We start from the raw sequence: 22,655 nt of genomic DNA, 5'->3' as shown, positions 1-22,655 counted from the left end.
TAGGGGAATGGGCTTCTTCGACGGGATCATGGGCAGCCGCGCCGTGCAGTTCCAGTCGGGCAGCGCCTCGTCGAACGCGATCGAGCTGACCAAGCGGCACCCGACGGTGTCGCTGACCAAACAGGGGGCGGTGCACGGCAATCTGCGCGTCAACCTGTCCTGGCGCATGCGCACCTCGGACATAGGCGGCAGCGGCTCAGGGCAGGGCGGCCGGCTCCTGCGCCACCCGTTCAAGCTGTTCAAACCCGACCTAGTGCAGGCGCACACTCAGGGCATGGTCAACGTCGACCTCGACATGGGCTGCCTGTACGAGCTGACCGACGGCACCCGGGGCGTGGTCCAGCCGCTCGGCAACCTGCTGGGCGACATCAACGACCCGCCGTACGTGAAGCTCAGCGGCGACGACCGGTTCGGCTCGGCGTCCGGGGAGACCCTCTACATCAACCTCGACCACGCCGATGAGATCAAGCGGATGCTGGTCTTCGTCTACATCTACGACCAGACCCCGGCGTTCGACCGCACCCACGCCATGGTCACGCTGTTCCCGGTCACCGGCCCGCGCATCGAGATCCCCCTGGAGGAGCGGCAGCCGCAGGCCCGCTCCTGCGCGGTGGTCTCCCTGGAGCAGGTCAAGGGCGAGCTCACCGTCCGGCGCGAGGTCAAGTTCGTGTACGGGTTCCAGGCCGAGCTGGACCGGCTGTACGGCTGGGGGCTCCAGTGGGGGCGGGGCTACAAGAGCACGAAGGCCTGACCGGCAGCCCCGCTCGCGGGCGCCGCTGCCGTCGGCGCCCGTCAGCGGCATCGGCGCCGCCGGCGGCGTCAGCGGCGGATGAACTGCGGGCCCTGCACCGGCAGCCGGAAGGACGGGTCGGCGCCCGGGCCCGGCAGCGGGACCGGGGACACGGGCTGCGGGTAGCCGTAGGCCGGCGGGACGGATGGCGGGGCCTGGGTGGGCGGGGCCATCGCGGCCGTCTGGTCCGCGGTGGGGCCCGCCGACGGGCTCCCGGCCTCCGCGTCGCCCGCGGGCTCGGGGGCGTTCTCGTCGACCGAGATCCCGTGGTCGGTGGCCAGCCCCACCAGGCCGTCGGAGTAGCCCTCCCCCAGCGCGCGGAACTTCCACCCCTCGCCCCTGCGGTACATCTCGCCGCAGATCAGAGCCGTCTCGGCGCCCGTCTCGGGCCGGACGTCGAAGTAGGCCAGCGGTTCGGAGCCGCCGCTCGCGGTGGCGTCGTACAGGAGGATCCGCAGGTCGCGGACCAGCTCGAAGGGGACGTCCTCGGCGGAGGCGACCACCAGGATCCGGTCCACGGCCGGGGTGACCGCCCGCAGGTCCGCCTGGACCGCGTCGGTGACCGCCTCGCCGAGCTGCTTCTTGCCCAGCCGCCAGACGGCCCCCGAGGGGTGCCGGGGCTGGTTGTAGAAGACGAAGTCCTCGTCCGAACGCACCCGGCCGTCGGAGCCCACGAGCAGCGCGGAGGCGTCCACGTCGGGCACCTCGGGGCCGGTGGTCCAGCGCAGCACCGCCCGGACCGCTGCGGCGGCCACCGGGATGTTCGAGCCCTTCTGCATCGCGTGCGTCATGCCCGTCATCCTGCCCTCCCCGGGTGGACCGGGACAATGCGGCCCCCCGTACGGCCTTGTTTAGAACGGGAGAGCTGGGCATGGTGCAAGAGGGTTACCTGAACTTCATGTGCTTGAGGAACTCTTGACTCACGTTCGTACGTACTATTACCGGCCACGCCAGTTGGGCCGCCGAGGCAGTACGGGGGAAGCACATGCGTCACTTTGGGCACGTATCGCCCACCGTCCGTAAGGACCTCTTCCACCAGGAACCGGCGGAATTCACCGGAGCCTCGCCCGCCCGCACCCTCGCCGCGGCTCTCGGAGCGACCCTCTACAGCCCCGCCACCCGCCCCCAGCTCGCCCGCGACATCCGCAAGCAGGCCGGCCGCGGAGTCGTCTCCATGGTCCTCTGCCTGGAGGATTCCATCAGCGACGGCGACGTCACCGGAGCCGAGGAGAACCTCGTCCGGCAGTTCGCCGAGCTCGACGCCGACGACGCCGAGCTCCCGCTCCTGTTCATCCGCGTCCGCACGCCCGAGCAGATCCCGGATCTGGTGCGCCGCCTCGGCGGCACCGCGCACCGACTGGCCGGATTCGTACTTCCCAAATTCGACGAAAGCAGTGGCAGCGCCTTCCTCGACGCCGTCGCCCAGGCGGAGGCCGCCGGCGGCCACGCCCGGCTGTATGCCATGCCCGTCCTGGAGACCGCGGGCCTGCTCCACCTCGAAACGCGCGTCGAGACGCTCGCCGGCATCTCCCGCACCGTGGGCAGCCACCGCGAGCGGGTCCTGGCCCTGCGGCTCGGCGTCACCGACTTCTGCTCCGCCTACGGCCTGCGCCGCACCCCCGACATGACCGCCTACGACGTCCAGATCGTGGCCGGCGTCATCGCCGACGTGGTCAACGTCCTCAGCCGCGCCGACGGCACCGGCTTCACCGTCACCGGACCGGTCTGGGAGTACTTCCGCAGCCAGCAGCGCCTCTTCAAGCCCCAGCTGCGCCGCAGCCCCTTCCTCGCCGAAGGGGTCGAGGAACTGCGCACCGCCCTGATCGAGCACGACCTGGACGGGCTGCTGCGCGAGATCGAACTCGACCGGGCCAACGGCCTGCTCGGAAAAACCTGCATCCACCCCGCCCACGTCACGCCCGTCCACGCCCTGTCCGTGGTCTCCCACGAGGAGTTCTGCGACGCCGAGGACATCCTGCGCCCCGAGCGCGGCGGCGGCGGAGTGATGCGATCGGCCTATACGAACAAAATGAACGAGGTGAAGCCGCACCGGGCCTGGGCCGAGCGCACCATGCAGCGCGCCGAGGTCTTCGGGGTGGCGAAGGAGGAGGTCGGCTTCGTCGACCTGCTCACGGCCGGACTCCAGGTGTGAAGCTACTGGTGACGGCGTCGACGACGAGGAAGGGCAAGACGATAGAAGCGGTGTGGTCGGGAACCTGGGTCGCGGACCGGCTGGGCGTCAGCCTGCGGGAGGCCGGTGCGCCGGGCTCGCCGCGGCTCGCCGAGCTGCTCGGGCTGGCGCTGCGGCGCAACCCCAAACGGGCGCACCTGCTGGTCTCGCAGGTGCTGGGCAAGCACGTCCCGCAGTCCCCGGCGACCGTCTACGCCGCCGGACACGGCCTCGGCGAGCGGGTCCGGGCGCTGCTCGGCGCGGACGGCGCCGCCCGCGCGGTGGTCCTCGGCTACGCGGAGACCGCCACCGGGCTCGGCCACTGCGTAGCCGACGGCCTGGGCGCCGCCCCCTACCTGCACTCCACCCGCCGGCCCGTACCGGGCGTAGAGCCCGCGGGCGGCTTCGAGGAGGCGCACTCGCACGCCACCTCGCACCTGCTGCTCCCGGAGGACCCCGAGCTGCTCGCCGGCAGCGGGCCGCTGGTCCTCGTCGACGACGAGTTCTCCACCGGCAACACGGTCCTCAACACCATCCGCGACCTGCACGCCCGCCACCCGCGGGCGCACTACGTGGTCGTCGCCCTCGCCGACATGCGCTCCCCGGCCGACCGCGACCGCCTCACCGCCTTCGCCGCGGAGATCGGCGCCCGCGTCGACCTCATAGCCCTGGCCTCGGGCACGGTCACCCTCCCGGAGGGAGTCCTGGCCAAGGGCCAGGCCCTGGTGGAGGAGTACGAGGCCCGGGCCGCCGCCGAGGGCGGGCCGACCCGGCCACACCGGCAGGCCGGGGGCGCAGCCCCGGGGGACGGCCCGCCGCCGGTCACCCGCGTGGACCTGGCCTGGCCGGCCGCGCTGCCCGACGGCGGCCGCCACGGCTTCACCCCCGCCCACCGCACCGCCCTGGACCAAGCCCTGCCCGCCATGGCCGCCCGGCTCGGCGCGGCCCTCGGCGACGACCCCGGCCGCGTCCTCGTCCTCGGCAACGAGGAGCTGATGTACGCCCCGCTGCGCCTCGCGAAGGCGCTGGAGGAGGCGGGCGCGGCCCGCGAGGTCCGCTTCTCCACCACCACCCGCTCGCCCGTCCTCGCCGTGGACGACCCCGGCTACGCCATCCGCAGCCGCCTCGTCTTCCCGGCCCACGACGCTCCGGCCGACGGCCCCGGCGACCGGTACGCCTACAACGTCGCCGGCGCCGGCTTCGATGCCGTCGTCGCCGTCGTCGACTCGGCCGGGGACACCCCCGAACTGCACACCGGACTGCTCGCGAGCCTCGCCCCGCACACCGGCCGGGTCCTGCTGGCCGCCGTACCGTCCTACGTACCCGACCGGCAGGAGCACGCGCCGACCATGACCGAGCCGACCCCTGGCGAGCCCCTGCGCGAACCCGTCCGCGAGCCGCTGCGCGGCCCCGCCTTCTCCTCGTACGCCGCCGAGGACGTCGGCTGGCTGCTCCAGGACTTCTCCGACGTCGAGCTCGAAGCCCCGACCGAGGAGCGCGAGGAGGCGATCCAGGCGGGCGGCGCGCACTACGCCGAGTCCCTGCCCGTCGAGTACCAGCCGTCCCCGCAGTACCAGGAGCTGTACCAGAGCGCCCTGACCGCCTCGGCCGCCCGCATCGCCCGCGCGGTCGGCACCGTCACCGAGACCGTCCTCGCCGAGCGCTCGCCGTCCCCGGTGCTGGTGTCCCTGGCCCGCGCCGGCACCCCCGTCGGCGTCCTGATGCGCCGCTGGGCACGCGCCCGGCACGGCCTGGACCTGCCGCACTACGCCGTCTCCATCGTGCGCGGGCGCGGCATCGACGCCAACGCCGTGCGCTGGCTGGCCGCCCGCCACGACCCGGCCGACGTCGTCTTCGTCGACGGCTGGACGGGCAAGGGCGCCATCACGCGGGAACTGGCCGCCGCCCTCGCCGAGTACCCCGGCTTCAACCCGGAGATCGTCGTCCTCGCCGACCCCGGCTCCTGTGTGGAGACGTACGGCACCCGCGAGGACTTCCTCATCCCCTCCGCCTGTCTCAACTCCACGGTCTCCGGCCTCATATCGCGGACCGTCCTCAGGGCCGACCTGGTCGGGCCCGCCGACTTCCACGGCGCGAAGTTCTACCGCGAGCTCGCCGGCGCCGACGTCTCCACGGCGTTCGTCGACACGGTCGCCGCCCACTTCGACGAGGTCGCCGACGCCGTCGACGAGGAGGTCAAGGAGCTCCTCGCCGCCGACCGCACCCCCACCTGGGAGGGCTGGGCGGCCGTCGAGCGGATCAGCGAGGAGTACGGCATCCACGACGTGAACCTGGTCAAGCCCGGAGTCGGCGAGACCACCCGGGTGCTGCTGCGCCGCGTGCCGTGGAAGATCCTCGCCCAGCGCGGCGCGGGCGCCGACCTGGACCACGTACGGCTGCTCGCCGAGCAGCGCGGGGTCCCGGTGGAGGAGGTCGACGGCCTGCCCTACACCTGCGTCGGCCTCATCCACCCCCGATTCACGCGCGGCGCCACCGGCGCCGACGGAAAGGCCGTGGCCTCGAAGTGACTGTCCTGGTAGCCAGTGATCTCGACCGCACCCTCATCTACTCGGCAGCGGCCCTCGGCCTGACCATGCCCGACCCGGTGGCCCCCCGGCTGCTGTGCGTCGAGGTCCACGAGAGCAAGCCGCTGTCCTACATGACGGAGACGGCGGCGGGACTCCTGGCGGAACTGACGGCCGACCCCTCGGTCGTCTTCGTGCCGACCACCACGCGCACCCGCAAGCAGTACCAGCGCATCCGCTTCCCCGGCCGCCCCGCCCATTACGCGATCTGCGCGAACGGCGGCCAGCTGCTGGTCGACGGGGTGCCCGACCGGGACTGGCGGCGCCAGGTCGCGGCCCGCCTGGCGCTGGAGTGCGCCCCGCTGGAGGAGGTCCACGCCCACCTGCTGGCCACGGCCGACCCGGCGTGGCTGCGCAAGGCGCGGGTGGCGGAGGAACTGTTCGCCTACCTCGTCGTGGAACGCGCACTCGTCTCCGACGAATGGCTCAAGGCCCTGGCGCAATGGGCGGAGCCGCGCGGCTGGACGGTGTCCCTCCAGGGCCGCAAGATCTACGCCGTGCCGCGCCCGCTGACCAAGAGCGCGGCGATGCACGAGGTGGCCCGCCGCACGGGCGCCACCACCACCCTCGCCGCCGGCGACTCCCTGCTGGACGCCGACCTGCTGCTCGCGGCGGACGCGGCCTGGCGCCCGGGCCACGGCGAACTCGCCGACGCCCAGTGGCACGCCCCGAACGTGACCGCCCTGTCCACGGCGGGCGTGCTGGCGGGCGAGGAAATCCTCCGCGAATTCGGCCGAGCGGCCGGACGGGCGGCCGGAGCGTTGCGAGACTGACCGCATGACCAAGGGCAACAGCACCAAGATCACCGATGAGCTCTACCGGTACATGCTCGCCCACAACCCCCCGCTGGACCCGGTCCAGCGGGGGCTGGTGGAGACGACCTACGCCACGTTCCCCGATGTCGCCGGAATGCAGTCGGCCGAGGAGCAGGGGCCGCTGCTGGCCTTCCTCGTCCGGCTGACGGGCGCCCGCCACATCGTGGAGGTCGGCACCTTCACCGGCTTCTCGTCCCTGTCGATGGCCCAGGCACTGCCCGCCGACGGCCGCCTCATCGCCTGCGACGTCTCCGAGGAGTGGACGGCGTACGGCAGGCAGGCCTGGCAGGCGGCGGGCGTCGCGGACCGCATCGAGCTGCGGATCGCGCCGGCGCTGGACACCCTGCGCGCCATGCCGGCGGAACCGCACATCGACATGGCGTACGTGGACGCCGACAAGGAGAGCCAGATCGCCTACTGGGAGGAGCTCGTGCCGAGGCTGCGCCCGGGCGGCCTGATCGTCACGGACAACACGCTCTTCCACGGCACGGTCCTCGACGAGGCGGCCACCGGCTCGGCGGCCGGTGTCCGCGCGTTCAACGACCACGTCTCGGCGGATCCCCGCATGGAGTCCGTCATGCTGGCCATCTCGGACGGCCTGACACTCTCCCGCAAGCGCTGAGCGCGGCTGGGCGGGTGGCTCAGCCGCAGCCGCCCCCGCCGCAGCAGCCCCCGCCGCCCCCGCCGCCCATGGCGCGAGCGGGTGCGGGGGCACCGGCGGCGCTCCCGCCGACGGCCACGGCGGACAGCAGCTTGACGGTGTCGGCGTGACCTGCGGGACAGTCGGCGGGCGCCGAGGACTCGGCCATCGGCCGGCTCAGCTCGAAGGTGTCGTCGCAGGTCCGGCAGCGGTACTCGTATCGGGGCATGCGCCCAAGGCTATGCCGCCGGGGCCGCGAGGGCTACGGGCGACCCGGCGCGGGTCGCCCGTAGGCGCCGTACGCCCTGTCCTCGCGGGCCGCCTGCTCGGGGTGGCGGGCCCGCCAGTACGGATTGTCGTGCGGCAGGGCGCTGCCGACCCGCCCGTACATCCCGAACCACATCAGCATCACGCCGACGACGAAGCTGAACAGCACGTTGGGGATCTTGAAGGCCAGGAAGTTCAGCTCGGTGTCGAGCAGCGCCAGGTTCACGAATCCGCTCGCGATGAACAGCAGGCCCAGCACGATGTTCACGGTGGAGGCGAAGGTCCCGCCGATCACCATCCCCATGAACAGCAGCGCCCCGATGCAGATCGACAACACGCTCAGCGCGCCGTTGGTGTTCAGGGCCAGCACCGTGTCCCCGCCGGTGTCGAAGAACCCGATCCGGTCGATCAGCCCCAGGACACCGAACACGACCAGCAGCAGCCCGGTCAGCCCGGCGCCGACCCGGTAGACCTTGCTCAGCTTGTGATCGGCCGGCAGATGCTCGTCGAGCCGCGCGTTGACGGGGTGCATGACCCGCCGCAGCATCCCGTGAGAGGTCTCCGGTTCGTGGGACGCGTAGGGCTCGTGGGGTATGTACGGCGCATAGGACTCATGGGGCTCGGTGCACCCGTAGAGCGCATGGGGCGCGTAGGACTCATGCGGCGCGGAGGACTCATGCGACGCCGAGTGTTCGCTGTGCCTGCGGGAAGCGTGGGCAGCCATACCGCCCTCCTCTGCTCCGAGAGCGCGCACCTCCAGCATCCGCCGATGCCTCTCCGGGGACAACCCAGGGCGGGCTGCGGGGCGGCTCGCCCCGCAGGGGCCTGATCCGGGCCCGCCCCGGGCTCGACCGGGGCGGGCCCGGGGCCCGGCCCCCTGCGCCCGACCCGCCCCCAGCCCAGTCCCCAGGGCGGCCCCGAGGCTGCCGGCCCAGGAGGCCGGATCCCACCACCTCAGCCGTGTCCGCGCTCCGCCCGGATCCCGCTCACCACGCGGTTCACGGCCTCGCGTACGTCCTGCATCTCCAGCAGGAACGCCCAATAGTCCGGATGCCGTCCCTCCAGCCCGGCCAGCGCCCGCTCCACCCGGGCCACCGAATCGTCCAACGGCCGTGCGTGCCGCGGATCGGGCACACTGCGCCCCGCCATCGCCAGCCGCTGCGCGTCCCGGATCGCGAACCGCGTCCGCTCCACCTCGGCCTGCGGATTGCGCGCCACGTCCTCCAGCCGCGTCAGCCGGTCCTGCGCCGCCGACACCGCCTCGTCCGTGCCCTCCAGCGCCTCCCGTACCGCGTCGATCAGCACGCCCACATCGGCCCACCGCTGCTCGTCCCGGGCCCGGGACGCCTCCAGCAGCCGGTCCTCGGCCTGCGCCACGTCCCGTATCGCCTCGTCCGGCACGTGCTGGAGGTCCTGCCAGCACGCCGCACTGAACCGCCGACGCAACTCGCTGAGCACCGGATCCACCCGGTCCGCCCGGTTGCGCAACGCCTGCGCCCGCGTCCGCAGGCTCACCAGCCGCCGGTCGATCTCCGCGGCCCGCTCCGGAAGCCGCGCCGCCTCCGCCCGCACGCCCTCCGCGTCCCGCAGGATCCGGTCGGCCCGCTGCACGGTCTCCTGCACCCCGTGCCGGCCCGCACCCTCGTTCAGCTTGGTCAGCTCCGGCGCCAACGCCGCCAGCCGCGCCGCCAGATCATCGGCCCGCATCCCCCCGGCCCGTACGGCATCCAGCGCGTCGCTCGCCGCCAGCAGCGCGGCCTTCGCCCGCTCCCGGGCCGGCGCGACCCGGGCGAGCTGCGTCTCGGCCTTGTCCAGCAGCGGCTGCAACCCCTGCGCGAACCGGTCCAGCTCCCCCTTGACCCGCACCAGCTCCTCGCGCGCCCGGGTCAGCTCCTCCCGAGCCCGCGAGGCCGCCGCCGCCTCCAGATCGACCCGGTCCAGGTCATGCGCGTCCACCGCCTCGATGTACACATGGCTGACCGCGTCGATCCGCTGCCCGAGCGCGGCGAACCCCTCGCTCGCCTGCCGCCCGGCGGGCGAACCGTCCGCCGCGGCAATCGTCTCGATCGAGATCCGCAGATCCCGCTGCGCGCTGTCCAGCTCGTAGAACGCCGCGGCGGCGGCATCCTTCGCCGCCTGCGCATCGGCCCGCCGACTCTCGTCCCGCCCACCGAACCACCGCCGGGATGCCGTCGTCACAATCCCTCTCCCGTAGCGCGTCCGCACTGCCCCGGACCCATTCTCCCCCAAGGGCACGGGTTTGCGTGGGGGGTGTGCCCGCCATGTAGGCTGTCCACTCATCCACGGGTGCGTAGCTCAGGGGTAGAGCGCTGCTCTTACAAAGCAGATGTCGGCGGTTCGAAACCGTCCGCGCCCACCGGTCAAAAGGCCCCCAACCGATCTTGGTTGGGGGCCTTTGACGGCTGACGGCGACGGCAATGCCTACTCGGCCCGCCGCCGCCGGCGCAGCAGCCGGCCCATGTGCCCATCGCCTCCCCGCCTGCCGCCGTCGGCCACGTGGGTTGGATGTTCATCGCGGCACGGCGCACCCGTGCCGCGCGTCACGGGACAGCGGCACCACCGGGCCCCCCTCGGTGTGTTGCAGGTGGCAGTCGCTAAAATTCGCGGCATGGGGGAGTTCGCGAGCAGGGGTCGCACGGTGCTGTGCAAGTGGTGCAACCGGCAGATCCCGCAGACACGGCGTTGGTTTCCGCGGCAGTACTGCAACCGCTGGCACAAGTGGAAACACCGCATCACCGAAACCTTCGGCAGCATCCTCGACAGCGCCTAGCGCCGAGGAGCCCGGAACGCGGCCGAGCGAGCCCAGAGTGACCTCCCGGCATCCCCGCGGCAGCTGCCGCCAGGACGGCGGTCACCCGCGCTGGGGTTACCAGGACGCCCGGGCCGTGGGAACCTCGGGGGATGGGCGAATGGCTCGCGTGGGGTGGGGTGGTCGTGGCGGTCGCCGCGGCCTTGACCGTGCTGGTGATGCTGGAGCGGGCGGCCGGTGCGGGCTTCGAGCGGAAGCGGGCCGAGGAGAGGGCTCGGCTGCTCGCGCACGTCGACGAGCCGGCGGTCGTCACGCCGGGGCATCCGAAGTTCGATGACGTCGGCGGGATCCAGCACTCGCCGCCCGGGCAACTCGGGGACCGGCGCGACGAGTTCACGCCGATCCTCGTGGAGTACTACGCCTACGGACTGACCCAGGCCCGCAGCAGCTTCGCCACCAGCCAGCGGTTCGCCGGCGTCGGCGCGGCGATCCTCCTCGCGGGCGTCGCCCTGGCCGTCTGGAAGGCGGAAAGCGGCGGAGAGCTGTACCTCGGGGTCGTGACCAGCTCGGTCGGACTGGTCACCACCCTGGTCGGGCAGCTCTTCCACCGGCGCGCCGACATCGCCCTCAAGCACATGGCCGCCCAGACCGCCTCGCTGCGCGACGACCGGCGGGCCGCCGAGACCACGCAGCAGGCCATCGGACTGCTGGACGAGGTCGCGGACCCGGAGCTCCGCAGCCGACTCCAAGCCGGACTGATCATGAAGTTGTCCGGGGCCGAACTGCCCCGGTAGCGGGATAGTAGGAGCATGTGCCGCTCCATTAAGACCCTGCGCCCGCCCGCCATCCCCGAGAAGGCCACCGAGGAGGAGATCCGCGCAGCCGCGCTGCAGTACGTACGCAAGGTGTCCGGCTTCCGCGCCCCCGCCGCGCACAACCGCGAGGTGTTCGACGCGGCCGTCGACGCCATCGCCGAAGCCACCGCCGAGCTCCTCGACGGCATGCACGTACGGGGCCAGGCCGCCCCCGCGTGATCCGGGCGGGGGCCGCCCTCGGCCAGGTGCGCGGTCAGGCGGCCGCGCGGCGCCGCAGGATCCACACCCCGGCGCCGAGCGCCCCCGCGACGAGGGCGCCGCCCACGGCGATCTGACCTGGGCTCATCGAGTCGATGCTGCCGCCCGTGCCGCCGCGCGCGGCGCCCGGGGTGACGCTCAGGGACACGGTGACGCGCTCACCGCCCGGCGCGCACTCGAAGGTGACGCGGTGGGTGCCCGTGCCGGCGTTGCGGTAGACGGTGGCGCTGCCGAACAGGTTCGCGGCCTCCAGGTTCCCCGGCGTCAGGCGCACCTCGCCGAACGCGCTCGACGTGGCCCGGCCGACCTTGGTGCCGCAGCCCGCGAGGTTCAGGGCCACCCGCCCGCCCGGGGCGACGGCGGTGGGGGAGACGCTGGCGGTGGGAGCGGCGTACGCCAGCGTGGCGGGGGTGGCGGCGGCGACGGCCAGGGTCGCCGCCGCGGCGGCCAGCACGCGGCGCGACCCGGCGGACGGCCGGGCTGAGCGGACGGCGACCCGGGAGGCGGACTGCTCGGCAAGGGGTGTGGCAGGCGGTTTGGCGGGCATGGAGAGAACTCCTCGGCTCCTCGAAACGGCGCGCCCACGGCACGGATGTGACGCGGGTGCGATTGCGCACCGTTATGTGACGCTAGGAGCCCAGCCCGGGGGTGGCGATCGGGGCCGGGTGAACGGGTGAGCCACTGCTCCACCCGGGGGAGCGGCGAGCGCCTACACCGACGCCACCGCTGCCGCAGCCGGCAGGGCGTGCGGGCCTACGCCGCCTCCGCCTCGGCCGGCCGCCGCGCTGGTACTACGCCGCCGGTGCCGCCGTCGGCGCGGCCGGGCGGCGGACGAGGAAGGCCGCCAGCGCGCCCGCCGCGAACAGGGCCACGATGGAGACGGCCGTACCCAGCCACTGCGTGCCGAGCCACTGGGTACCGAAATAGCCCAGAGCCACGCTGTAGCCGGCCCAGGCCATGCCCGCCAGCATCGACCAGGGCAGGAACTCCTTCACCTTGCGGTGCGTCTTGCCCGCGCCCAGGGACACCACCGAACGCCCGGCCGGGGCGAAGCGGGCGATCACCACCAGGGCGCCGCCGCCCCGGGCCAGAGCCGTACCGAGGCGCTCATGGGCTCGCGTCAGCCGACGGGAGCGGGCGATGGCCCGGTCCAGTCGGGCACCACCGCGCCGGCCCAGCCGGTACGCGGCCATGTCACCCAGCACCGAGGCGGTCGTGGCAATCACGAGCAGGGCCAGGATGTCCGGCACCCGCTCGGGCACCGCCACCGGCCCCGCCGCCCCGGCGGCGGCGGCAGCCGCCGCAGCGGTGATCACCAGAACCCCGCTCGGCAGCACCGGAAGGAACACGTCGAGCACGACGGACACCGCCACCACGGCGTAGATCCATGGGCTCGCGGTCAGCGACCCCAGAGTCTCAAACAAAGCGGGACTCCCCAGTCCGGTTGACGTGCAGCGGCATGAAGCGCCGCGACGTCGCGGGGGAGCGGCAGGAGCGGCTTGACAGCCATACAGCGTACGCCCGGCGTTCGCACACCGGATGCCCGGGGCGCCCCCGCACCCCCCGGCGCGTCAGACCCCCGATGTCACACCGAATGCCACACCCGACGCAAGACCCGAAGCCAGGTCCGCACCCTACTCCGCCCCGGCCAGCTCCCGGTCCAGCACCGTCTCCAGCCGGGCCCCGCCCCGCCCCCTGCCCTTGCGCGCCTGGTCCAGCCGCAACCGGGCCGTCCGCCCCGCCAGCGCCAGCGTCATCAGCTGGTTCCCGAACCACGGCCCGCCCGTACGCCGCCAGCTGACCGGCGGCCGCCCCGTCCGCCCGTGCCGCGAGAAACCGCGCCCCAGCCACCGCCCCATCCGCGACCAGCCCAGCCGGAAGCCCAGCTTCACCGCCGTGTGGATGGAGTTGTGCACCGGCGAGCACGTCAGCTGGAACACCCGCGCCGTACTCGGTATGAGCGGCTCGGCCACATACGCGTGGTGCACGTCCCCCGACAGCACGCACACCGTCGCGGGCGCCCGCGGCCCCGTCCCCACCTCCTCGATCAGATCGGTCAGCGCCGCGAACGAGGCCGGGAACGCCGCCCAGTGCTCCAGATCGCTGCGGCGGCGCAGGTTCTCACCGATCCGCGCCCACCGGGGCCCGCGCTCTCCGCGGCACAGCGCGGCGTTCCACGTCTCCGCGTCGTGGATCAGCGGCGGCATCAGCCATGGCAGCGAGGACCCGATCAGCAGGTGGTCGTACCCCCCGTGCCCCGCGAGCGCGTTCTCCCGCAGCCACCCCTGCTCCGCCGGGTCGAGCATCGCCCGGCCGTCCTCGGCCAGCACCCGGGCGCCCCGGGTGTCCACCATCAGCAGTCGCGTCCGGCCGAAGTCGCGCCGGTAGCTCCAGCGCACCGACGCCGGATCGGCGTCGGCCGCGGACGCGAAGGAGCGCAGCAGGTCGGTGCCGTCAGGCAGCTGCCGCACCGCCCCGTACAGCCCGTCGGCCTCCAGCTCGGCGGGCGAGAGGTTGCCCAGGTGCTGGTACACCCAGTACGACATCAGCCCGCTGATCACCCGCTCCTGCCACCACGGCGTCGCCCGCATCTCCGCCAGCCACGCCGCGGACGTGTTCCAGTCGTCGATGACGTCGTGGTCGTCGAATATGTGCAGGCTCGGCACCGTGGACAGCAGCCAGCGGATCTCCGGGTCCAGCCAGGACTCGTAGTAGAGCCGTGTGTACTCCTCGTAGTCCGCGACCTGGGCGCCGGGCGGGTCCCTCAGGTCCCGCCGGGCCGACAGCCACTGCCGGGTCTCCCGCGACAGCGCGTCCGCGTACACCTGGTCCCCGAGCAGCAGCAGGACGTCCGGACGCACCGCCTCCGGGTCGGCGGCCAGCCGCGCCGCGAGGGTGTCGAGGGCGTCCGCCCCGTGCGGACCGCGCTTCCCGGCGGGCGGCGCGGCCTGCCGGCAGGAGCCGAAGGTGATGCGCAGCCCCGGATCGCGCCCCGCCACGGCCGGGCTGGTGATCGTGCTCGGCGGGAAGCCGCTGTCCGCCGGCGGCCATACGCCGACCCCGTCGAGCAGCACCTCATACGCCGTCGCGGTCCCCGGGGTCAGCCCGGTCACCGGTACCAGCGCGTAATGGTGCCCGGCGACCTGGAAGGTGCGCACACTGCCGCCGGCCCCGTCCGCACACCGCACCTCGGCCGTGCACGGGCGGTCCGCCTCGACCCATATGGTGGCGGAGCCGCCCGTGTCCCAGTCGACGTGGCGCAGCAGCGGCCCCAGACGCAGTCCGGCCATGGAACTCCCCCTCCTCAGCAACCCCTTTGATCACGGTACGGCGAGGAGGGGGAGCCCCGCCTCCCCCTGGCGGGGGAAATGACCGGCCGTCCGGGGTCAGCAGCCGCCCAGGACGTTCACGAGGGTGTTCTTCTCCGCGGAGTCCATGCTCAGACCCCAGTACTGCTTCACGTGGACCCACATCCGCGCGTACGTGCAGCGGTAGGCGGTGCGCGAGGGCAGCCACTCGGCGGGGTCGAGGTCGCCCTTGCCCTGGTTCACGTTGTCGGTGACCGCGATGAGCTGCGGGCGGGTGAGGTCGTTGGCGAACTGCTGGCGCTTGGTGGTGGTCCAGGAACTGGCGCCCGAGCGCCAGGCCTCGGAGAGCGCGACGACGTGGTCGATGTCGAGGTCGGAGGCGGCGGTCCAGGTGGCGCCGTCGTACTCCGAGTACCAACTTCCGCTCACGGCGGCACAGGAGGAGTCCTGGACGACGTTCACCCCGTCCCGCTTCAGGACGGTCTCGCGCGTGTTGCAGCTGCCGGAGACGGTGCTCCAGTGCGGGAAGAGGTCGCGGCTGTAGCCGCTGCTGGACCCCTCCGCCCGCGGCGTGACCGTCGCCAGGTACGAGCGGGCGGCCGAGGCGCTGATGGGCGCGGGCGGGGCGGCCTGGGCGGCGGGGGCGTTGACGAGGGAGGTGAGGGAAGCGAGCGCGACGGCTGATGCGAACACGCCAATTCGACGCGCGTAGACGTTGGGTATGAGTGCCATGAGGGGCTCCCTGGGTGCGGGGGGTGTGGCCGTGCGACCCCGGCGGGGCGCGGCCATGCTTGCGGCGCCAGGTTTCGCGGGGATGGGCGCCGGGTGACAGCCTGGCGACATGGGCACGTCAGATCAAGCCACGCAACAACCCCTACTCAAGCGGAAATTGAGATTCCGGTGGCGTGGGACGCCGACACCTGCATAGAGCAGGACCAAGGACCTATACCGGACACCCGTCGGCGTCGCGTACCCTGGACCGAGCAGAAGGGGAGTAGCTCTTCGCCGGACCGTCGACATACTGCTGGGTCACCCCAGCCGGCGCCCGGAGGCAGGCCGCATCACAGCGGCAGGCCAGCGAGACCTTCGGCCGCAGTGTCCTGTCCCGCGTATGCGCGCATACGCAAGCCAGGGCGCCGCCGAGCCGAAGCGACCCCTGAAACACGCACTCCAGGTCTCTCGGTACGACGGCGCCCCGCCCTACCGATCGAGGTCCCACCCCCGTGTTCAGCTTCACCGTCACGGCAATCGCCTTCGGCGTCGTCTTCCTCGCCGAACTCCCCGACAAGACGGCCCTCGCCGGCCTCATGCTCGGCACCCGCTACCGCGCCTCGTACGTCTTCGCGGGCGTCGCCGCCGCCTTCGCCGTGCACGTCGCCCTCGCCATCGCCGCGGGAAGCGTGCTCACCCTGCTCCCCCACCGCCTGGTACAGGCCGTCGTCGGCGTCCTCTTCCTCGCGGGCGCGGCCATGCTGCTGTGGAAGAAGGACGACGGCGAAGAGGAGGTCAAGCCGCCCGCCGACCAGTCCTTCTGGAAGGTCTCCGGCGCCGGTTTCATGCTCATCCTGGTAGCCGAATTCGGCGACCTCACCCAGATCATGACCGCCAACCTCGCCGCCCGGTACGACAACCCGGTCTCCGTCGGCATCGGCGCCGTACTCGCCCTGTGGACGGTCGCGGCCATCGGCATCCTGGGCGGCCGCACCCTGATGAAGTACGTGCCCCTGCGCCTGATCACCAAGATCGCGGCCGCGGTGATGGCAGCCCTGGCGGCGTTCTCCCTGTACGAGGCCATCGCGGGCTGAGGCGCGAGGGGTCGGGCCGCGCCCAGGGGGGGCTCACGCCCGGCCGCCAAGCCCGCCCGAACGGCCATCCGAGGCGGCCTGTCCGCAACCCCCACCGCGCCGATCGCGGCCAGACACCCTCAACGCACATCGATCTGCGGGCGGCCCCGCTCCCAACCCGCCCCCGCCGGCCGTCGGACGCGGGGGCCCGCCTCCCAGCCCCAGACGGCCGTCGGACGCCGAGACATGAGAAGCGCGTAGCGATCTGGCGCGTAGGGGGGCCGGATGCTCTTCTCGCCGCTGTTTGGTGCGGGTTGGGCAGCCCCCGACCCGGGAGCGCCTCCTGCGGGCCCGGGCCGGGGCGTGCCCGCCCCCCCGGGGCGGCTAGGGGCCCGGTCGCTGATGCCCGTGGGCCAGTATCTGGACCCAGTGGACCGTTCTTTTGGGGGCTTCCCGTCAGTCCTTGTCTTTCCGGGTCGGGACGGTCTGTCAAGGGTGGCCGCAGGCCATCGCGCAGCGACGCGACGAAGGAGCGCCCTTGACAGGGCGGCCCGGCCCGGAAGGACATTGGGACTGGCGGGAAACCTCCAAGCCTCCCTGACAGCCCCTGCCGAAATCAGGCTCCCGCAACCTCGATCGCAACCGCAACCTCGATCGACCCGTCCGCAGCCGTGGTGACCCGCAGGGCCGTGAGGTCCGCGGCGTGAACCGTCGGGTTGTGGGCGGCCGCGCGGGGCCCGATGCCGATCACGCGCATGCCGGCGGCCTGGCCTGCGGCGATGCCGGCGGCCGAGTCTTCGAACACGATGCAGTCGGCCGGGTCCACGCCCAGTGCGGCGGCGCCCTTGAGGAAGCCCTCGGGGTGGGGCTTGCTGTCCTGGACGGATTCGGCGGTGACCCGTACGGCGGGCATCGGCAGGGCCGCGGCCGTCATCCTTGCCGCGGCCAGGGCCGCGTCGGCGGAGGTGACCAGGGCATGCGGAACTGCGGCGATCGACGCCATGAACTCCGGGGCACCCGGGACCGGGACCACGCCGTCGGTGTCGGCGGTCTCCCGGGCCAGCATCACGGCGTTCTCCGCGTGATTGACCTCCATCGGGCGGTCCGGCAGCAGTACGGCCATCGTCGCGTAGCCCTGGCGGCCGTGGACCACCTTGAGGGCCTCTTCCGGATCCAGGCCGTGTGACACCGCCCAATCACGCCAGCAGCGTTCGACCACCGCGTCGGAATTGACGATGGTGCCGTCCATGTCCAGGAGCAGGGCCTTGGCGGTGAGGACGACAGACGCGGTGGTGGTGCTGGCCGGCATTGCGGGCTCCAGACGGGGCGGGAAAAGAGAACAAGTGGTTCCGTCCACCGGTCAGGGAGTGAGGACGGAACCACTTTGTTCCTCCACGATACAAAACGCTGGCGATCCGCGCCACCGCCGGAGGTGTGACCCCTGTCCCCTTGTGACACCTTGTCCCCTTGTACCGCGATCCGCACGGCACCCCCGCCTAGCCCTCCAGCGCCTTGCGGGTGATCGGTCCGTAGACGCCCCACTCCTCGTCGTCGATGCCGTTCTGGTACTGGAAGGTCGAGACGGCGTTCTCCACCCGCCAGTCGAACCTCCCGTTGATCTTGGACGTGTACAGGCCCCTGGCCGCCAGCAGCCGCTGGAGCTTCTCCACCTCCGGTCCCGAGTCCCCGTACCGCAGGGTCGGTGCCGCCGCCGGTGCTGCGGAGCTGGGGGCGCGGCTCGTGCTCGGTGACGCGCTCGGAGACGGGGGCGCCGACGAGCGGGAGGCGCTGGGCGAGGGCGAAGGCGACTTGGACGCGCTCGGTGAGGGGGACGGCGAGGCCGAGGCCGACGGGGAGGGACTGGCCGAGCCGGTGGTGGCCGGGCTCGGGGACGGACTGGCGGGGACAGGGCTCGTCACGGGCGCCGAAGCCTTGGCGTCCATGAGGGCGGTGTCGTGGTCGGCGGAACTCGGGAGCACCCACACCGCCATGGCGGTCCCCCCGAGGGCCACCACCGCGGCGGCGGCGAGCAGGAGGGGGAGCAGGCGGCGGGAGGCCGGGCCGGTCCGCGTCTCGGGGCCCCCTCCCCCTCCCCTCCCCCCCCCCCCGCCCCCGAAGGTGTCCGGGGCCGTCCCGGCCTCCCGGACGGCACGGAGCTGCACCGTCTCGGCCGGATGCGGCTCCTGCGCCGGATGCGGCTCCTGCACCGGGTGAGACGCCTCGCCCGGGTGCGGCTCCTGCGCCCGGTGAGATGCCTCGCCCGGGTGCGGCTCTTGGCCCGCCTGTTCAGGCCGGCCCTCCCCGCCTGGCCAGGGCTGATGGGCCGGGGGCACGGGAGTCCCGTACGCCGGGGTGTCGCTTTGCGACCGTGGCTGCGACTGCGACTGCGACTGCGCCTGCGACTGCGACTGCGATAGCGACCGCTCCCGCTCCCGCGCCTGCGGTGCCGGCGCTACGACGCGCGGTATCGGCGGCGGCGGAGGCGGCAGGTCGTCCTCGTCCGGTTCGCCCGGGTCGGGCAGCGAGACGTACGGGCGGACGCGCAAGGGGTCGAAACCCGCACCCGGCACGCACCGGCAGCGGGCACCGAGGGCGCCGCAATCTGGACAGTGCTCACCGTTCACTGGAATCCCTCCCTGGACACTGCCAGGCATTATGCAGACCCGCCGGGCCGCTCCCAACCCTCCGCCCACCCCGCCGAGAGGCCATAACCGGACACACCACGCAGGATGGAGATGTTGATCCGGCCTGAGGAGGAATCGATGGCTCAGGATGTGACCACGGATGCCGCGGGCCCCGGTCCCGGCCCGCAGAACTCCGGACCCGCCGCCGAGCACACCTCCCGCGAGGTTCTCGTCTCCATCGGCGCGCTGCTCCTGGGCCTGCTCATCGCCGCCCTCGACCAGACCATCGTCTCCACCGCCCTGCCGACCATCGTCAGCGACCTCGGCGGCATGGCGCACCTGTCCTGGGTCGTCACCGCCTACATGCTCGCCTCCACGGCCGCCACCCCGCTGTGGGGCAAGCTCGGCGACCAGTACGGACGCAAGAAGCTGTTCCAGTACGCCATCGTGCTCTTCCTCATCGGGTCCGCCCTGTGCGGCATCGCCCAGGACATGGCGCAGCTCATCGGTTTCCGCGCCCTCCAGGGGCTGGGTGGCGGCGGGCTGATCGTGCTGTCCATGGCGATCGTCGGCGACATCGTCCCGCCGCGCGAACGCGGCAAGTACCAGGGCCTCTTCGGTGGTGTCTTCGGTGCGACCAGTGTGCTGGGGCCGCTGCTGGGCGGTCTGTTCGTCGACCACCTGTCCTGGCGCTGGGTCTTCTACATCAACATCCCCATCGGTCTCGTCGCGCTCGCCGTCATCGCCGCCGTGCTGCACATTCCGGTGCGCTCCTCGAAGCACACCATCGACTACCTGGGCACCTTCCTCATCGCGTGCGTCGCCACCTGCCTCGTGCTGGTCGCCTCCCTCGGCGGCACCACCTGGGCCTGGGGGTCGGCCCAGATCATCGGGCTCGCCGTCCTCGGCGCGGTGCTGCTCGCGGTGTTCCTCTTCGTGGAGCGCAAGGCCGCGGAACCGGTCCTCCCGCTGAAACTGTTCTGCATCCGCACCTTCACCCTCTGCTCGGTGATCAGCTTCGTCGTGGGCTTCGCCATGTTCGGCGCGATGGTCTACCTGCCGACTTTCCTGCAGGTCGTGCAGGGTGTCTCGCCGACGATGTCCGGCGTCCACATGCTGCCGATGGTGCTCGGCATGCTGATCTCCTCCACCGCCTCCGGCCAGATCGTCAGCCGCACCGGGCGGTGGAAGGTCTTCCCCATCGCCGGAACCGCAGTCACGGCCGTCGGCCTGCTCCTCCTGCACCAGCTCCACCGCACCAGCTCCACCTGGGAGATGAGCGTCTACTTCTTCGTCTTCGGTGCGGGACTCGGCCTGGTCATGCAGGTGCTCGTGCTGGTGGTGCAGAACTCCGTCAGCTACGCGGACCTCGGAGTCGCGACCTCCGGTGCGACGTTCTTCCGTTCCATCGGCGCCTCCTTCGGCGTCGCCATCTTCGGCACGATCTTCACCAACCGACTCGAAGGCAAGCTGGCCACCGCGCTCACGGGCGCCGCGCTGCCGCCGGGTGTGGGCAGCGCGCAGCTGGAGGCCGACCCGCGGGCCATCGGCGCACTCCCCGCCGAGCTGCAGCCCCGTGTGCTCGACGCCTACGCCACCTCCATCACCGACGTGTTCCTCTACGCCGTGCCCATCGTCCTGATCGCCTTCGTCGTCGCCTGGTTCCTCAAGGAGGACAAGCTGCGCGGCTCGGTCACCGCGCCCGATGTGACCGAGACCCTCGCCTCCAATCCCGTCGAGCGGTCCTCGCGTGACGAGGTCGCCCGCGCGCTCTCGGTGCTCGGCACCAAGGAGGGCCGCCGGCACGTCTACGAGAAGATCACCGAGAAGGCGGGGTACGACCTGCTGCCCGCAGCGAGCTGGCTGCTGCTGCGGATCAACAAGTACGGGTCGGCGGAGCCCGCCTTGCTCGCCGAGCGCACCATCGTGCCGTTGAAGGCCATCACGGAAGCGGCCCGGCAGGTCGAGGAGCGACGCCTCGCCGTACGGGACGGGCTCGCGCTGATCCTGACCGACAAGGGGCGCGAGGCGGCGGCCAAGCTCTCCGCCGCGCGCGAGGAGTCCCTCGCCGAGCTGCTCGGCGACTGGTGGGGTCCGGACCGCCCGACCGACCTGGTCAAGCTGGTCCAGGAGATCAACGCCGAGCTGTGCGGGTCCGACGCCGAGGAGCCCTACGACGCCTCGCCCCGCCGCGACCACGCCGCGCACTAGGCCTGATCGGGCGCCCGGTCAGGTCGGGTCAGACCAGGTGCTTCTCGAACCAGTGCTCCGCATACGGGCCCGCGTTGTACGCCGGTATCTCCGCATACCCGTGCCGCGTGTACAACGCCCGGGCCTCCACGAGGTCCGACCGGGTGTCCAGGCGGACCCGCTCGGCGCCCAGCGCGCGGGCCTCCGCCTCCAGGACCTCGAGCAGGGCCGCGCCGCCGCCCGTGCCGCGGGCGCGCTGGTCGACGTACACCCGGGTGAGCTCGGCGGTGGCGGGGTCGAGGAGGCGTATGCCGCCGCACGCCAGGGGCTCGCCGTCGAGCCGGCCGACGACGAACTGGCCCGTGGGCGGGAGGAGGCCGTCATCGGGGAAGTCCAGGAGCCCCTGATCGATCTCGGCCTCCGTGACGGTGCGTTTCCAGTAACGGCCCGCGACCTCCGCGTAGTACGCGCGGCGCAGGACCGTGGCGTCGGGGGTGGTGAACGGCTCGGGGGCGACGGTCCAGGTGCGGGTGCCCGTGCCCGTTGCCGTGCTCGGGACCGACGCCGTGCTCGTGCCCGTCGCCGTGTCGGTCTGTGTGCGGTGTTCGCTGTGAGTGGTCATGGCTTCATTGTGGAGTTCGCCGCCGATCTCCGGCGTGCAATATCCACAGGCACGGGCTGATGATAGGAAAAACGGGCAAACCATGTGTTCTGGAAGGTGTGAAACACCATGTCCGAGCATCCCGACTGTGCCCTCATCCGCCGCGGCTACGAGGCGTTCTCCAAGGGGGACATGGACACGCTGAGCACGCTGATGACGGCCGACGTCATCCACCACGTGCCCGGCAACAACCCGCTGTCCGGGCACCACAAGGGGCGGGAGAACGCCATGGACTTCTACCGCCGGCTCGGCGAGGAGACCAACGGCACCTTCCAGGTCCACCTGGAATCGGTCCTCGCCGACGGACGCGGCCACGTCATGAGCTTCCACACGGCCCGAGGCGACCGCGGCGACCGCGGCATCGAGATCCGGCAGGGCCTCTTCTTCACCATCGTCGGCCACAAGATCACCGACATCGACCAGTGCACGGCCGACATCGACGAGGAAGACGCCTTCTGGAGCTGAGTGCTCCGCACTCGCCGCCGAAAACACAGCCGGGAGCGGCCCGGGGCGCGCCCCGGGCCGCTCCTCAGCGCGTCACGCCTTCTTCGGCGCCGCTTGCTGCACGACCTCGAACGACCACACCGAGGACCCCGACGCCGCCGGCTTCGGGCGCTCGCCGCCCTCACCACCAGCCCCGCCGGCCCCACCAGCCCCGCCGCCGCCCTGGTGCGCGGCCTTCATCGGCCCCTCCATCCACGCCTGGAAGTCCTCCTCGGACCGCCACCGCGTGTAGACGAGGTACTGGTCGGTGCCCTCCACGGGCCGCAGCAGCTCGAACCACTCGAATCCGTCCGAGCTCTCCACCGTCCCCGCCCGCGAGGCGAATCGCTGCTCCAGAACCTCCCGCTGCTCGGCCGGCACGGTCAGCGCGTTGATCTTCACGATGCTCATGCGGGCCATCCTAGGTATCCCGCGCGGGATATCGTCGTCCAGGTAATGGAACGGGGCACGAAACGCGGCAGCCAGGCGAAGTCA

Annotated in this window: 23 protein-coding genes and 1 tRNA gene; 12 read left to right on the top strand and 12 right to left on the bottom strand. The window is 72.4% G+C overall.

What is annotated here, in order from left to right; translation table 11 throughout:
- Positions 1 to 7 precede the first annotated feature (7 nt).
- Positions 8 to 751 carry a TerD family protein gene (locus BGK67_RS12415; protein ID WP_069920146.1) on the top strand — a complete coding sequence of 248 codons (744 nt, stop codon included), beginning with the start codon at positions 8 to 10 and terminating at the stop codon, positions 749 to 751.
- 68 nt (positions 752 to 819) lie between these two features.
- Here BGK67_RS12415 and BGK67_RS12410 read toward each other — a convergent pair whose 3' ends face one another.
- The gene (locus BGK67_RS12410) at positions 820 to 1,581 is read right to left on the bottom strand and encodes a TerD family protein (RefSeq protein ID WP_069920145.1); all 762 of its coding nucleotides are present in this window, start codon (positions 1,579 to 1,581) and stop codon (positions 820 to 822) included.
- 194 nt (positions 1,582 to 1,775) lie between these two features.
- Here BGK67_RS12410 and BGK67_RS12405 point away from each other — a divergent pair, with 194 nt between their 5' ends.
- The 4 genes from BGK67_RS12405 to BGK67_RS12390 are packed head-to-tail and all read left to right on the top strand — an operon-like array spanning position 1,776 to position 6,982.
- A complete protein-coding gene (locus BGK67_RS12405; protein WP_069920144.1) occupies positions 1,776 to 2,942 on the top strand; it encodes an HpcH/HpaI aldolase/citrate lyase family protein in 1,167 nt (388 codons plus the stop codon).
- Positions 2,943 to 2,950: 8 nt separating this feature from the next.
- On the top strand, positions 2,951 to 5,488 hold the full coding sequence (locus tag BGK67_RS12400) for a phosphoribosyltransferase (protein WP_244291200.1): 2,538 nt from the start codon (positions 2,951 to 2,953) through the stop codon (positions 5,486 to 5,488).
- Positions 5,485 to 6,318 (top strand): HAD family hydrolase, encoded by an 834-nt coding sequence (locus tag BGK67_RS12395; RefSeq protein ID WP_069920143.1) that lies wholly within the window; start codon positions 5,485 to 5,487, stop codon positions 6,316 to 6,318. The genes BGK67_RS12400 and BGK67_RS12395 overlap by 4 nt, the downstream gene beginning before the upstream one ends.
- A gap of 4 nt (positions 6,319 to 6,322) precedes the next feature.
- Positions 6,323 to 6,982 carry an O-methyltransferase gene (locus BGK67_RS12390; protein ID WP_069920142.1) on the top strand — a complete coding sequence of 220 codons (660 nt, stop codon included), beginning with the start codon at positions 6,323 to 6,325 and terminating at the stop codon, positions 6,980 to 6,982.
- Between the two features lie 19 nt (positions 6,983 to 7,001).
- Here the strand turns inward: BGK67_RS12390 and BGK67_RS12385 are convergent, their stop codons facing one another.
- The 3 genes from BGK67_RS12385 to BGK67_RS12375 form a co-directional block, all read right to left on the bottom strand.
- The gene (locus BGK67_RS12385; RefSeq protein WP_069920141.1) at positions 7,002 to 7,229 is read right to left on the bottom strand and encodes an FmdB family zinc ribbon protein; all 228 of its coding nucleotides are present in this window, start codon (positions 7,227 to 7,229) and stop codon (positions 7,002 to 7,004) included.
- A 33-nt stretch (positions 7,230 to 7,262) separates the two neighbouring features.
- The gene (locus BGK67_RS12380) at positions 7,263 to 7,814 is read right to left on the bottom strand and encodes a DUF4383 domain-containing protein (RefSeq protein WP_069920140.1); all 552 of its coding nucleotides are present in this window, start codon (positions 7,812 to 7,814) and stop codon (positions 7,263 to 7,265) included.
- Between the two features lie 407 nt (positions 7,815 to 8,221).
- Entirely contained in the window at positions 8,222 to 9,568 is a 1,347-nt protein-coding gene (locus BGK67_RS12375; RefSeq protein ID WP_432215438.1) for a hypothetical protein, read from the bottom strand.
- Between the two features lie 4 nt (positions 9,569 to 9,572).
- Here BGK67_RS12375 and BGK67_RS12370 point away from each other — a divergent pair.
- The 4 genes from BGK67_RS12370 to BGK67_RS12360 all read left to right on the top strand — a co-directional run bounded on the left by BGK67_RS12370 (position 9,573) and on the right by BGK67_RS12360 (position 11,071).
- Positions 9,573 to 9,644 (top strand) — tRNA-Val (locus BGK67_RS12370).
- Between the two features lie 252 nt (positions 9,645 to 9,896).
- Entirely contained in the window at positions 9,897 to 10,058 is a 162-nt protein-coding gene (locus BGK67_RS38850; protein WP_167739569.1) for a hypothetical protein, read from the top strand.
- A gap of 131 nt (positions 10,059 to 10,189) precedes the next feature.
- Positions 10,190 to 10,831: a TRADD-N-associated membrane domain-containing protein gene (locus tag BGK67_RS12365; RefSeq protein WP_244291198.1), complete on the top strand. Its 642-nt coding sequence runs from the start codon at positions 10,190 to 10,192 to the stop codon at positions 10,829 to 10,831.
- A gap of 15 nt (positions 10,832 to 10,846) precedes the next feature.
- Positions 10,847 to 11,071, top strand: a complete 225-nt coding sequence (locus tag BGK67_RS12360; protein ID WP_069920138.1) for a DUF2277 domain-containing protein — start codon at positions 10,847 to 10,849, stop codon at positions 11,069 to 11,071.
- 34 nt (positions 11,072 to 11,105) lie between these two features.
- Here the strand turns inward: BGK67_RS12360 and BGK67_RS12355 are convergent, their stop codons facing one another.
- The 4 genes from BGK67_RS12355 to BGK67_RS12340 all read right to left on the bottom strand — a co-directional run bounded on the left by BGK67_RS12355 (position 11,106) and on the right by BGK67_RS12340 (position 15,141).
- Complete coding sequence (locus tag BGK67_RS12355) at positions 11,106 to 11,657, bottom strand: hypothetical protein (protein WP_244291197.1); 552 nt, start codon at positions 11,655 to 11,657, stop codon at positions 11,106 to 11,108.
- A 244-nt stretch (positions 11,658 to 11,901) separates the two neighbouring features.
- Positions 11,902 to 12,534, bottom strand: a complete 633-nt coding sequence (locus BGK67_RS12350) for a DedA family protein (protein WP_079154147.1) — start codon at positions 12,532 to 12,534, stop codon at positions 11,902 to 11,904.
- Positions 12,535 to 12,744: 210 nt separating this feature from the next.
- On the bottom strand, positions 12,745 to 14,400 hold the full coding sequence (locus BGK67_RS12345) for an alkaline phosphatase D family protein (protein ID WP_069920137.1): 1,656 nt from the start codon (positions 14,398 to 14,400) through the stop codon (positions 12,745 to 12,747).
- Positions 14,401 to 14,496: 96 nt separating this feature from the next.
- Positions 14,497 to 15,141 carry an HNH endonuclease family protein gene (locus BGK67_RS12340; RefSeq protein ID WP_107488963.1) on the bottom strand — a complete coding sequence of 215 codons (645 nt, stop codon included), beginning with the start codon at positions 15,139 to 15,141 and terminating at the stop codon, positions 14,497 to 14,499.
- Positions 15,142 to 15,641: 500 nt separating this feature from the next.
- On the opposite strand from BGK67_RS12340, the gene BGK67_RS12335 reads away from it, so the two are divergent.
- Positions 15,642 to 16,223, top strand: a complete 582-nt coding sequence (locus BGK67_RS12335; RefSeq protein ID WP_069920135.1) for a TMEM165/GDT1 family protein — start codon at positions 15,642 to 15,644, stop codon at positions 16,221 to 16,223.
- 595 nt (positions 16,224 to 16,818) lie between these two features.
- Here BGK67_RS12335 and BGK67_RS12330 read toward each other — a convergent pair.
- On the bottom strand, positions 16,819 to 17,511 hold the full coding sequence (locus BGK67_RS12330) for an HAD-IA family hydrolase (protein WP_069920134.1): 693 nt from the start codon (positions 17,509 to 17,511) through the stop codon (positions 16,819 to 16,821).
- Positions 17,512 to 17,698: 187 nt separating this feature from the next.
- On the bottom strand, positions 17,699 to 18,409 hold the full coding sequence (locus BGK67_RS36195) for a peptidoglycan-binding domain-containing protein (RefSeq protein WP_079154146.1): 711 nt from the start codon (positions 18,407 to 18,409) through the stop codon (positions 17,699 to 17,701).
- Positions 18,410 to 18,964: 555 nt separating this feature from the next.
- Here BGK67_RS36195 and BGK67_RS12320 point away from each other — a divergent pair.
- Positions 18,965 to 21,037 carry an MDR family MFS transporter gene (locus BGK67_RS12320; RefSeq protein WP_069920132.1) on the top strand — a complete coding sequence of 691 codons (2,073 nt, stop codon included), beginning with the start codon at positions 18,965 to 18,967 and terminating at the stop codon, positions 21,035 to 21,037.
- Between the two features lie 28 nt (positions 21,038 to 21,065).
- Here the strand turns inward: BGK67_RS12320 and BGK67_RS12315 are convergent, their stop codons facing one another.
- On the bottom strand, positions 21,066 to 21,638 hold the full coding sequence (locus BGK67_RS12315; RefSeq protein WP_079154145.1) for a GNAT family N-acetyltransferase: 573 nt from the start codon (positions 21,636 to 21,638) through the stop codon (positions 21,066 to 21,068).
- Positions 21,639 to 21,746: 108 nt separating this feature from the next.
- On the opposite strand from BGK67_RS12315, the gene BGK67_RS12310 reads away from it, so the two are divergent.
- Positions 21,747 to 22,142: a nuclear transport factor 2 family protein gene (locus BGK67_RS12310; protein WP_069920131.1), complete on the top strand. Its 396-nt coding sequence runs from the start codon at positions 21,747 to 21,749 to the stop codon at positions 22,140 to 22,142.
- 72 nt (positions 22,143 to 22,214) lie between these two features.
- On the opposite strand, the gene BGK67_RS12305 is transcribed toward BGK67_RS12310, so the two are convergent.
- The gene (locus tag BGK67_RS12305) at positions 22,215 to 22,571 is read right to left on the bottom strand and encodes an antibiotic biosynthesis monooxygenase family protein (RefSeq protein ID WP_069923807.1); all 357 of its coding nucleotides are present in this window, start codon (positions 22,569 to 22,571) and stop codon (positions 22,215 to 22,217) included.
- Between the last annotated feature and the right edge of the window lie 84 nt (positions 22,572 to 22,655).

Origin of the sequence: Streptomyces subrutilus, from assembly GCF_001746425.1 — a bacterium.
Taxonomy (GTDB): domain Bacteria; phylum Actinomycetota; class Actinomycetes; order Streptomycetales; family Streptomycetaceae; genus Streptomyces; species Streptomyces subrutilus_A.
The sequence above is the reverse complement of the archived record's forward strand: the minus strand, read 5'-3'. Positions and strand labels throughout refer to the sequence as shown.